Raw genomic sequence first — 11,438 nt, forward strand, 5'->3', positions numbered from 1 at the left:
TGGCGGACTCGCTGGGCACGCCACTCCACGAAACGTCCCCAGATTCCTCCCGCGTCCGGCGGAAACAGGGACACTTTTTCGCCAGTTGGCCAGGTCTGGAAGTTATTTTCCCCGTGCTTTGCCGTGGTTGCCGCGGGGATACCTGAATGACACGTTCTCGTGTTCGAAAAAGGGATGAAGGGTGCGCGGGGGCCGGTTGTGGGCGCTGGTCCCCGGCCGCTCCGGGTGCGCCCGGCCGGTGGAGTCGTACGCATCATGCCGCCGTTATAGCCCGTGCGGCTATGTAAAGGGCGGTGCATGCCGAGCCGCCATTTCTCTCCTCGGGCAGCCGATTTCCCCCATTCTTCGAACGGCCGTCCGAGGTTGATTGCCGATAGCTGTAAGCCCTTACCGGGTCCTGCCCGGATCCGTCCCCCCGCCGCCGGGCCGCCGGGTGAATTCGGTGTTCAGCCGGTCGGCGGGGCGGGGCGGAGCGGGTGGAATGTGGGGACGGGCAGGAGCATGGTGAAAGATGCCGCACTGAAACCGGGGCGAGCACCGGCGTGGTGGAGTGCGGGCAGCCTCGCCGGCCACTCCTCCACGCGTACCGAAGCGGCCCCCGGGCGAGCGGTGAACCGTGCGGTGAGGACCGTCCGCGCCCCGTCCAGGGTGCCGAAGCCGGTCATCGGCAGGGGAAGCCGGGGGAGTGACGGGCCCTTGGCCGACAGGCGCAGAGCGGCGACGAGACCCTGACCGTCGGTCACCCGGACCCGCGGCCCCTCCCAGCGGAACTCCGCCAGCTCCTTGGGCACTCCCCAGATACGGCGTCCGCCCCGCAGCGACCGCTCGTCGTCGACCCAGATCCGGTGCACGTACAGACCGGCCCGTCGGCCGCGGCGAGCGGGCGACCCCACGATCAGCTCGTCGTAGCGGAGGGTCCCCTCGCGGTACCGGATCACGAACACGGCCAGCGAACGGGCCGTCAGGGGAGCGAGGTCCGGGGGGACGGGCGGGGCCGCGTCCGTGGCGAAGAGGCCGCCCCACAGGTGGCCTCTCATGCGCCAGGGCGGCGGCGGGTACGGATCCGGCGCGGCGCCGGTACCGGGCACCGTCAGCTCTCGTCACCTCCCGGACCAGGGGCAGTCGGCTTCGGCCGGGATCGGCCGGAATCAGCCGGCGGCAGTCGGCTCACTCGGGCTCAAGGGTACGGGGCCACCTTCCACGGGACGGTGTCCGTGCCGGAGGTGGGAGCGCCGGCGGTCCTGGACGATCGTGGCGTACCCGGGGCCGAGGACCACGGTGCCCGCCCGCTCGATCTCGGCCGGCCGGCCGGTCGGCCCGTCCGGGCTTCAAGGTGCGAACGCTCGGAGGGGAGAGAGCGCTCTCTGGGGGGAGGAAAGCGGGGGGAGGGGCATGCGAGGACGAGTCGGGCGGCCGGCTGCTCCCCTTCGGAGGGGACGGAGACGACGGAACGCCGTGCGCGCTCGGAGATCACCGGAGCCATGGAGTGCGTGCGCCGGGCCGGTGGGGCACGTACTCGGTGGCCGTGACGGCGTCCTCCGCCTTGAGGCGCGGCGCCGCGTCCGGACCCGGAACCGGCCAGGGCCGCGGGCGGGATCGTCCCGTCCACGGCCCTGGGCCGGTGTCCGCAGGTCAGCCCTTGGACGCCACGGCGGCCAGCCGCTCGATGCCGGCGGCGAACTCGTCCGGCTCGAAGGACTGGAACGGCAGCCGCAGGAAGACCTTGCCCTCCGGCGGCGCGGCGTCGCCCGGGTAGAAGCCCGAACCCCGGGTCAGCTTCAGGCCGTCGGCGGCCGCGGCCTTGAGGAAGGTGGCCTCGTCCGTGGCGACGGGCAGGTGCACGCTCACGTAGTAGCCGCCGTGCGGTACGGCGAGCAGCGCGTCCTCGCCCAGCAGTTCGCGTACGGCCTTGACCGCACCGTCGTGCCGGGGCCCGAGCAGTTCCCGGATGCCCGCCACGTTCTCCTGGGCCAGGCCCGCTGCCAGGGCCTGCGCGGCGACCGCCTGGAGCAGCGGGGCGGGGGAGAGGTACGTGCCCTCGGCGAGCGCGGCCAGGGCGCCGAGCGTCTCGGGTGCGCCGATGACGTACCCGACGCGCAGACCGGGGCTGAGGATCTTGCTCAGCGATCCCGTCGTGAGCACCCGCCCGGCCGGCGCGAGCTCGAAGAAGCCGGCCGGAGCCTGGCCGCCGTACCGCAGCTCCCGGTAGGGGATGTCCTCCAGGATGAGGAAGTCGTGGGTCTCGGCGAGCTGCACCAGTCGGCGGCGCTTGTCCTCGCTCATCGTCACGCCGCTCGGGTTCTGGAAGTCCGGGATGACGTAGACGAGCGCCGGGACGCGCGTCGCCAGCCGGGCTTCGAGGGCGTCCAGGTCGAGGCCGTCGTGCTGGAGGGTGATGCCGGAGACCCGGCCGCCGTGCCGCTCGAAGATCTGCACCGCGCGGTCGTAGGTGGGCGCCTCCACGTACACGTCCTTGCGGTCGCCCGCCAGGAGGTGCGCGGCGAGCAGGTCCAGCGCCTGGAGGGAACCGTTGGTCACGAAGATCTGCTCGGCGCCGACCGAGTGGAAGGCCGCGAGCTGCTCGCGCAGGGCCGCGTCCCCCGTGTGGTTGCCGATCGGCGCGTACTGGAACACCCGGTCCTCGCTGTCCCGCAGGACGGCGGCGGTGTGCTCGGCGAGCTGCCGCGAGGGGATCGCTTCCTGCGGGGGGATGCCGCGCGAGAAGTGGAACATGCGTGGGTCTCCGTTCTCGGAAAGTCGTGGTGCGGGCACGTCGTACGGGTACGGCGTGCGGTACGGGTGGAGCTCTTCGTACGGGTGGAGCTCTGGGCGCGGGTACGGAAGCGGTGCTGCGGGGCCGTCAGGCCGTCCCGGCTGCCGCCCCGGCGCCGGCCTTGGCCACGAAGTGCGGCCCCAGCTCGTTGACATCGGCCGCGCCGAGCTGCCGGAGGGTGTCCTCGATCTCCCGGCGCAGCAGCCGCAGCACCGCTTCGACCCCTTCGCGCCCGGCGACGCTCAGGCCCCACAGGTAGGGGCGTCCCAGGCAGACCGCGTCGGCGCCGAGCGCGAGGGCCTTGACGACGTGTACGCCGGAGCGGATGCCGCTGTCCATCAGGACGGCGCACCGGCCGTCGACCTCGGCCGCGACCTCGCTCAGCGCGACCACACCGGGCACCGCCCCGTCCAGCTGCCGTCCGCCGTGGTTGGAGACGATGACGCCGTCCGCGCCGCTGTCCAGGCAGCGGCGGGCGTCGTCGGCCCGCAGAACGCCCTTGACCAGGAGGGGGAGCCGGGTCCTGGCCCGGATCCACAGCAGGTCCTCCCAGCTCAGCGACAACCGGTCGATGCGGGCGCCGGCCGGCACCTCACCCTCCAGGATGCCGAGCGCGCGCAGCGTACCGAAGTCCACGTGCCCGGGTGTGGAGAACCCGGCGCGCTGGGCGTGCACCCGCAGTGCGGCGTGACTGGCGTCCACGGTGACCACCAGGGCCGACGCGCCGGCGGTCTCGGCCATGTCGATCGTCGCGGCGATGTCGTCGCGCGACCGGTAGGCGTACAGCTGGAACCAGCCGGCCCGGCCCGACGCCTTGGCGATCTCCGGGAACGGGACGTGGCTGTCCGTGCTGACGACGGGGACGACGCCGGCCGCCTCGGCGGCGAGCGAGGTGGCGATCTCCGCGTCCTCGTGCAGCAGCCGCTGCGGGCTCGTCGGCGCGAGCAGGACGGGCATGGACATGTGATGGCCGAGGACCGTGACGTCCGTGCGGGGTTCGGTCGTCGTACTGGCCAGGACCCGTGGTCTCAGCCAGATGTCGTCGAACGCCGCGATGTTCGCGCGTACGGTGCGGTCGGTACCGGCGCCGCCGGCGACGTAGGCCCGGCAGCCCTGGTCGAGCACCGCGTCACTGGCGGCCTCGAAGTCCGGCAGGGTCAGTAGTTCGGCGAGATTCCGTACGGGGTCCATGGTGGCCTCCGGGCTCTCGTAGCGTGGTCGATGAATGCGTTCTCGTGTGGTTCCCATCAAGTGCTGACGTGCAGGCGGTGCTGACGTGCTCACGTGCTGACGTGCAGGCCGTACTGGCCGTACTGGCCGTACTGGATGTACTGACTGAATTGGATGTACTGGCGGAACCGGACGGACCGGCCGGGCCCGGCCGGTCCGTCCGGAGCCGGGCCGGTCCGCCGTCGCCTCAGGCGAACTGGTCGAACGCCATCTTCGTCACCATGCCGACCACCACGAGCACCAGCACGGTACGGACGAATCCGGACCCCTTCTTCAGGGCCATGCGCGAACCGATCAGCGCGCCGGTCACATTGCCCACGGCCATCCCGAGCCCCAGCGCCCAGAGCACGTTGCCCTGGAGCGCGAAGACCAGCAGGGCACCGAGGTTGGACGAGGCGTTGATGACCTTCGACATCGCCGCGCTCTCCAGGAACTGGGTGGCGAGCAGCGTGGTGAAGGAGATGATGAGGAAGGTGCCCACGCCGGGCCCGAAAAGCCCGTCGTAGAAACCGACCACACAGCCGCCGAGGAGCACCGCGACGACGCGCCGCCGCCGGGTCACCTCACGGGCCAGCGGCTGGGTGCCGAAGCTCGGCTTGAACGCCACGAACAGGGCGACCGAGATCAGCAGGACCATGATGACCGGGCGGAAGTACGTCGTGGGGACGGTGGCCGCCGACAGCGCGCCGAGCGCGCCGGCCGGTACCGCGCAGGCGGCGGCCGGGACCAGGATCTTCCGGTCCAGGGCCGTACGCCGCGCGTACATGTAGGCGGCGGTCGCCGTGCCGGTGATCGCGGCGATCTTGTTGGTGCCCAGGGCGGTGGCCGGCGGCAGGTGCGGAAAACTGAGCAGCAGAACGGGGATGAGCAGTACCCCGCCCCCGCCGACCACCGCGTCCACCCACCCGGCGGCCACCGCGGCGGTGAGCAGCCCTATGACGTCTATGAAATCCAAGGTATTCCGGTCCTCAGTGCAAGGGTGCGCAGTCCTGGGCGACGACTGCGCGGGCAGGGCGAATCACACGCATCCCGGGGCGCGGCTCAGAGCACGCCCTGGATGTCCTCCAGCGTCGGGACGACGCGCTGACGGGGCATCATGTGCTGCGTCCAGCCGGGGAGAGAGCGTACGGAGTAGAAGCGGCGCAGCCAGCGGTCCCGGCCGTCGTACCGCGGGACGAACGCGCTGCGGCCGTGCGCCGCCACGTGGTTGTCGACCACGACGAGGTCGCCGGGCTCCAGCACGACGTTGTGGCAGACCGCTTCCAGGGCCTCGGCCAGCGCCTTCAGCGCCGCGGTCGCCTCCGCGCCGGCGGCGTGCGTGGTGTGCGAGTTGAAGCGCATGAACGGCCGGTCGTACGGCCCGAAGACGGCGGGGTGCGGGCCGGAGCGCGGCACCGGGCCGGTCCTGCCCCGGGTGAAGGACGCCGGGTAGGAGCTGTAGAACTGCGGCGTGCGCAGGATCGCCACCTGCTCCTCGGTCAGGAGCCGGACGGCCTCGCGCACCGAGGCGACGCGGGTGGCGGCGACGCCCTCGTGGTCCTGGCGCAGGCACAGCAGGCCCAAGTAGTCGGGGCGCAGCGGGTGGTGGACGTTCTCGGTGTGGAAGTCGAAGGCCACCGAGCCGCTGTTCTCGATGCGCGTCTCCTCCCCGGGCACGGCGTGCACGTCGTGGATGAGCGCGCCGTCCTTCTCGTCCAGGTAGCCGACGAGCGAGCCGAGCAGGTCCGCCACGAGGGTCAGGGTGCCGTCGGTGGGGTGTCCCTGGAGGGCGCCGGAGTGGTGGACGGTGGGGGTGTCGGGAAGGTCCCCGACGGTGACGCCGCGCAGCAGGAGGAATCCCGAGTCGGCACCGGCCTCCGCGAATTCGAGCAGGGCGGTGCGCACGGATTTCGGCAGATCGAGAAGTAGACCGGAAAGCGCCAGCGCAGATGCCTCCGAGGCGCCGGCGGCGAGCTGGGAGAGCCGCCAGAGCTTGTGTGTTTCGGCCTCGGACAGGCGGTAGGTCTGCTGTTCGGCGAGTGCGGTGGTCACCGTTTCTCCTTGTACTTGATTGCTGCGTTCGAGCTGTCTCTTCAGGCCGCGAAAAGGCGCGAACCTGATCGGCAAACGACAGAAAACATGCGCACGTGCAAACGGTGAACGGATTGTGTCCGCTCACTATGAGCTGAAAGGAGGGGTAGAGCCGGAATTTGCACGTAACAGTAGAGACCGCATTTCCGGACTGTCAACGAAAGGTTCCGGTCATCAAGAAAAGCCGCCGCGCCGGCGCCGGTCGACCTCATTTGCCCGTGCATGACATGGTTGGGGCGGTACGCCGGGTTCGTTCGATGCAGAGGTTGTAGAGGACGTGTGATGATCCTGTGACGGCGCCGGAACTGCGGTGAGGGCGTCCGCAGGGGTGCCGGGCGGCGCCGTCTCACCCACTGGACACCGGCGGGGCGGCCGAGTTGCGACCCCCGGTTCACGCCACCGACAGCACGCCACTTTTGGTCAACTCGTGCAGAACCGGCCATTCGAGATGACCAAAATGAGCCGCTGACCGCGTCTTCGGGCGGACCGGCCCGCCACGGCCGGCACCGGAGGCGGCGTTATGCTCGGCGGCGAGGGGCTGCTCGGCTTCCTCGCCGCCCGCACCGGCCGGCCCGCTCCCGCGGCCGGTGTCACCATGGACGGCGTCCCTGACCCGCCCCGCCTCGCCCCTCCGGGCGGAAGCCGGAGAACCGACCGTGAACGACATCTTCCGCCTGACCACCCGGCGCGCCGAAGGCGACCTCGCGCTGGCCGCCCTCGCCGGCGATCTCGACCTGACCACCGCGCCCGCCCTGCGCGCCGAGGCCCTGGACCTGATCGGACGCGGACACCGGCACCTGGTCCTGGACCTGGAGGCCGTCTCCTTCTGCGACTCCTCCGGCTTCAACGCCCTGGTGGCGATCTGGCGCTGCGCGCAGGAGGCGGACGGCACCCTCAGCCTGGCCGCCGTCTCCGGCCGGCTCGCCCGCCTGCTGAACATCACCGGTCTCGACACCCTGTTGCCGGCCTATCCCACCGCTGCCGCGGCCCTCGCCGCGCGCCGCCGCGGAGGCGAAGCCGGCGCCTCGTGAACCGCCCCGGCTCCTGACCGTTCCGCCCGCACCTTTCCGGCCGCCAGGCCGGCCTTCTCCCCGGCAGCCCCTCGCCGTGACCTTTGTCGCACCGGGTCGTTCGGTAGAGGGGAGAGACGTATCGGGCGGGCGACAAGGAGGCGGGGGAGCATGGCCGCTGAGCGTGGCGCATTCTTCAAGCTGTCCACCGCGGCAGTGACGGGGGCCGCGCTCCTGGCCGGCGGCCCGGCCCTCGCCGCACCACCACCGCGCGACGACGTCCGGCGCCTTTCCTGCGAGGGGCCGGTGGTCGGATGCGTCCAGGAAGCACGCCGGACCCTGACCCGGCTCCGCGACCGACTGGGATGCGACCACCGGGCGCCCTTCCCCGTGATCTACGTCCAGCTCGAACGCGCCCTGGAAGCGGCCGCGGCGAAGCCGGGCTCCTTCGACGACCCGGACTGGCTGGCCGGAGACCTCAACACCGGCTTCGTCAGCCTGTATCTGGACGCCTACCACGCGGACCGGCAGGGACGACCGGTTCCGCAGGCGTGGAAGACGGCCTTCGAGGCCGCGCGCACCGGTGATGTGAACGCGGGCCAGGACGTCCTGCTCGGCGCCAACGCGCACATCCAGCGGGACATGCCCTACGTGCTGGCCGCTGTCGGGCTCACCCGTCCCGGCGGCGCGTCACACAAGGCCGACTACCGGCGTTTCCAGACGGTCCTGGACCGCGCGTACGCGCCCGCGGTCCAGGAGATCGCCCGCCGTTACGACCCGGTGCTGGCCCTGGCCGACGCCCGGTGGAATCCCATCGCCGGATACACCGCCGGCCGGCTCTTCCGCATCTGGCGGGAGCAGGCGTGGATTTACGCGCAGCAGCTCGCCGCGGCCACCACGCCCGCCGCCCGGCGCGCCGTCGAACGGCGGATCGAGGCGAACGCGGCCCGCTGGGCGCTGCTGCTGAACACCGTGCACGTACCCGGATACCGCGCCGTGCGCGACGCGTATTGCCGCGCCCACCACCGCGGCGCTCCGGGAACGCGCGCCGAGACACCCCGTCCCGAGGCGACCGCCGGTCAGGCCACGCCCACCACGGCCGGATTGAACCGTTCCGCGACATAGACCGGATACCGGTCCGGGCTTCTGATCACGTATTCCTTGAAGGCGCACCGGCCGAATTGCGGCGCCTCGGGCGCGTGCCCGACACCGCACCGCAGCAATTCGCGGTGCTGTGCGCGGCGTTCCTCGCGCAGCCGCACACCGAGGGGTGTGGGATCCGTCGGCGGCGGCAGCTGGCCGGTCGCGGCCACCGCGGAGACGACACGGTTGCGGCTGACCGGCCGTCCGGCGGGGTCGACCAGTTCGGACAGCCGCTCCAGGAGCCAAGGCATCCGCTCGGCCGCGAGGGCCCGGCGGACCGCGGGCGGCACCGCCGCCGTGTCCACCACCCGCTGGGCGACGACCCGCACCCGCAGCGGCACTTCGAGCAGCGCTTCCAGCATGACCGTCGTCGCGCCGTCCCCGGTGAGGAGGATGCGGGTGGACGAGGGGAGCGCGGCCAGGCCGTACGCCGGGGCCGGGGCGGAATCAGTAGTAGAGGAGACCACGGGACCAGTCCTCGTCGGGGCCGAACAGGCTGCGGGACTTGAGCACGTCGCCGGGCGCGGACAGCACCTCGTCGGGCATCAAGGTGCCCGGCGGCACGGGCGCCACCGCGCAGTCCACGCCCAGCCGGGCCCGTACGGCAGCGGCCAGCTCGGCGCAGGCGTCAGCGGCGTACGCGTCCGCCACCTCCACCTCGGCGACGAGCCGTCGCGCCTCGGCCCGCGCCCGCCAGAACAGCACGCCGTACGCGGCAGGCAGGCGGAACACCAGCTCTTCCAGCTGCAACTGGGAGACCTGCCGCCCCGCGACGTCGAAGGCCTGCGTCGCGCGGCCGGCCAGCCGGATGACGGGCAGCCAGCTGCCGCAGGGGCACGGCTCGTGACTCAGCCGGACGGTGTCCTCCAGGTTGTACCGGAGCAGCGGCATGGCCTCGCGGTACAGCGGGGTGATGACGAGGTCGCCGGTACCGTCCGGGGTGATCTCGCCGGTGGCGGGGTCGAGGACCTCGGGCACCACGCGGTCGGCGTAGAAGTGCCGCCGCCCGTGGCGGCAGGCGGAGGCGAGCGGTCCGACCTCGGTGGCGCCGTAGTCCTCGATCACGGCCGCGTCCCACAGCTCGGCCAGCCGCTCGCGGCGCGCCTCGCTCAGCGGCTCGCCGCAGACCAGGAGCGCGCGCAGGTGCGGAAAGTCGGTGCGGGGGTCCAGCCCGGCGGCGCGGGCCGCCGCGGCCCAGATGAGCGGCTCGGTCGGATTGGACCAGGTCAGGGTGGTACCGAGGTCGTGCAGCAGCCGGACGACGCGTCCGTACGGGGTGGCGAAGCTGCGGCTGTCGGCGGGCACCACGGTCGCGCCCTTCGCCCGGGCGCCGAAGTGCCCGATGTGCCCGGCCAGCACCATCGCGTACGGAATGCGCACCAGCAGGGTGTCGGCGGGGCCGATGCCGGCCGGCATCCGGTTGAAGCGCTCACCGATGTCCACCCAGTCGTCCTCGGTGCAGAACGAGGAGGTCGCCCGGCCCGAACTCCCGCTGGACTCGTGGTAGGTGGCGACCCGCTCCCGCGGCACCGCCAGCATGCCGAACGGGTAGGCGGCGCGCAGGTCGTCCTTGGTGGTCACCGGGACGTCGGCGAGGCTGCCGGGCATCGTCCCGCCCTGGCGCAGGCGGAACCTGTCCCGGTAGAAGGGGGAGTGCGCGGCCTGGCACAGAGCCGTGCCGATACGTTCCCGCTGGAGCGCGTGGAGCTCCTCGAAGCCGCTCCACCTCCGGGACAACGCCGGTTGCGTCGGTGTCATTCTGCTGTCTGCCTCTCCTGTGGTCCTGAGTGGTGGCCCGCGTGTCCCTGCGGCTCAAGGGGGCTTGCGGCTGTTGCGCCGAGGTCCGGGCGGAGCCGGCCCGCGGCCCGCCCGTCGTCCAGCAGCGAGAGCGGCAGGACCGAGCGGAGCGCGGTGGCCCGGGAGCGCCGTAGCTCCTCGTCGGCCGCCAGCCGGCGGAGCGGGGCGAGGGCCTCGGCGAGCCGCGCGGGGTCACGGGTGTCGAAGACGAGGCGCTTCAGGTCGGTCGCCAGTGGCGAGAACCGGGTCAGGAACGCGGCCCGGCCGGCCTCGGCGTAACGGTCCAGCACGTCCTCACCGCACTGCCCGAGAAGGACGGCGGCCAGCGCCTCGCCCAGCGGGAAGGCGTCGTGCAGCCCGGCCGTCAGGCCCATGCCGCCGGTCGGGTTGGTGACGTGCGCGGCGTCGCCCGCCAGCAGGACCCGGCCCACGCGGAACCGTTCGGCGGTCCGCTGGTGGGCGCGGTACGGGGCGTGCGCGACCAGGTCGTAATTCCGTGGCCGGGGCCCGGGAAGGCTGCGCGCGAAGAAGTCCGCCAGCCGTCGCGGGAGGGTTTTTTCCGGGAGGGCCGCGGACTCCGTCCAGGCCACCCGCCACAGATTTCCGGAATCGATACGGACGATGATCGCCCCGTCGTCCGGATCGATGACGAAATTGGCGTCGGCGTAATCGTGCGCCGCGAAGTCATAGCGTATGTCCGTGGCGACGAAGCGTTCCGGCCAGGTGAACCCCTCGAATTCCACACCGAGGGCTTTCCGTACGGTGCTGCGGGCGCCGTCCGCGCCGACGGCCCAGCGCGCTTCGAGCTGTCCGCGGCCCTCTTCGTGCGTGTAGCCGACGCGTACCGATGCGCCGTTCTGGCGCACCGTGTCCACCGCGCAGCCGAACTTCACCTCGGCGTCCGGAAAGCGGAGCAGCTGCCGGAGGAGGATGCGGCTGAGCCCGTCCTGGCGCAGGATCAGGTTGTACGCCGGAGCGGAGCCCGTACGGAGATCCGGCGTGGGATGACGGATGCGCTCGCCCGTGCGGCGTACCACGAAATCCCGGGCACGCAGCGGCGTTCCCGCACGCAGGACGGCGTCGAGCACCTGGAGGCGCGCAAAACCCTCCAGCGTGTGGCTCTGGTGGACCAGAGCGCGGGAGGACGCGGCGATGTCCGGAGCGCTTTCCAGGACGGTGACGCCGACCCCCGCGGCCGCCAGTCCCAGAGCGGTGGTGAGACCGACCGGTCCCGCTCCCACGACACAGACGTCCGGACGTCTCGATCCGGAAGACATGAGCATTCCCCCTGCCGTGCCGTGGCACGGAACCGTCGGAAGCATCGGCCTGAAGCGGAAGCCGCAGGTGATTTCAGCAGCCGCCGCGCATCGGAAGGCACAAGAAACCTACGGTGCGCCCTGTGGTAATCCAAGGTT

Annotated in this window: 10 protein-coding genes; 2 read left to right on the top strand and 8 right to left on the bottom strand. The window is 72.0% G+C overall.

The genetic code is table 11. The features are described 5' to 3' along the window. Positions 1-446: 446 nt before the first annotated feature. The 5 genes from OEIGOIKO_RS38925 to OEIGOIKO_RS38945 all read right to left on the bottom strand — a co-directional run bounded on the left by OEIGOIKO_RS38925 (position 447) and on the right by OEIGOIKO_RS38945 (position 6,034). On the bottom strand, positions 447-1,037 hold the full coding sequence (locus tag OEIGOIKO_RS38925) for an acetoacetate decarboxylase family protein (RefSeq protein ID WP_125057994.1): 591 nt from the start codon (positions 1,035-1,037) through the stop codon (positions 447-449). A gap of 595 nt (positions 1,038-1,632) precedes the next feature. After that, positions 1,633-2,733 carry an aminotransferase-like domain-containing protein gene (locus OEIGOIKO_RS38930; RefSeq protein ID WP_125057995.1) on the bottom strand — a complete coding sequence of 367 codons (1,101 nt, stop codon included), beginning with the start codon at positions 2,731-2,733 and terminating at the stop codon, positions 1,633-1,635. Positions 2,734-2,860: 127 nt separating this feature from the next. After that, a complete protein-coding gene (locus tag OEIGOIKO_RS38935) occupies positions 2,861-3,964 on the bottom strand; it encodes an alpha-hydroxy acid oxidase (protein WP_125057996.1) in 1,104 nt (367 codons plus the stop codon). 226 nt (positions 3,965-4,190) lie between these two features. Next, positions 4,191-4,958, bottom strand: a complete 768-nt coding sequence (locus OEIGOIKO_RS38940) for a TSUP family transporter (RefSeq protein WP_125048827.1) — start codon at positions 4,956-4,958, stop codon at positions 4,191-4,193. An 86-nt stretch (positions 4,959-5,044) separates the two neighbouring features. Beyond that, positions 5,045-6,034 carry a TauD/TfdA family dioxygenase gene (locus OEIGOIKO_RS38945; protein WP_125057997.1) on the bottom strand — a complete coding sequence of 330 codons (990 nt, stop codon included), beginning with the start codon at positions 6,032-6,034 and terminating at the stop codon, positions 5,045-5,047. A 695-nt stretch (positions 6,035-6,729) separates the two neighbouring features. Here OEIGOIKO_RS38945 and OEIGOIKO_RS38950 point away from each other — a divergent pair. Then, complete coding sequence (locus tag OEIGOIKO_RS38950) at positions 6,730-7,104, top strand: STAS domain-containing protein (protein ID WP_125057998.1); 375 nt, start codon at positions 6,730-6,732, stop codon at positions 7,102-7,104. A gap of 150 nt (positions 7,105-7,254) precedes the next feature. Then, a complete protein-coding gene (locus OEIGOIKO_RS38955; protein WP_125057999.1) occupies positions 7,255-8,208 on the top strand; it encodes a DUF5995 family protein in 954 nt (317 codons plus the stop codon). Here the strand turns inward: OEIGOIKO_RS38955 and OEIGOIKO_RS38960 are convergent. The 3 genes from OEIGOIKO_RS38960 to OEIGOIKO_RS38970 are packed head-to-tail and all read right to left on the bottom strand — an operon-like array spanning position 8,163 to position 11,300. Then, positions 8,163-8,693: a hypothetical protein gene (locus OEIGOIKO_RS38960; protein ID WP_125058000.1), complete on the bottom strand. Its 531-nt coding sequence runs from the start codon at positions 8,691-8,693 to the stop codon at positions 8,163-8,165. The genes OEIGOIKO_RS38955 and OEIGOIKO_RS38960 overlap by 46 nt on opposite strands. Next, entirely contained in the window at positions 8,674-9,984 is a 1,311-nt protein-coding gene (locus tag OEIGOIKO_RS38965) for a phenylacetate--CoA ligase family protein (protein WP_125058001.1), read from the bottom strand. Before OEIGOIKO_RS38965 ends, OEIGOIKO_RS38960 begins: the two co-directional genes overlap by 20 nt. Further along, complete coding sequence (locus tag OEIGOIKO_RS38970) at positions 9,981-11,300, bottom strand: FAD-dependent oxidoreductase (protein WP_170251977.1); 1,320 nt, start codon at positions 11,298-11,300, stop codon at positions 9,981-9,983. The genes OEIGOIKO_RS38965 and OEIGOIKO_RS38970 overlap by 4 nt, the downstream gene beginning before the upstream one ends. Positions 11,301-11,438: the final 138 nt, after the last annotated feature.

Origin of the sequence: Streptomyces paromomycinus, from assembly GCF_003865155.1 — a bacterium.
In the GTDB taxonomy this organism is placed as follows: domain Bacteria; phylum Actinomycetota; class Actinomycetes; order Streptomycetales; family Streptomycetaceae; genus Streptomyces; species Streptomyces chrestomyceticus.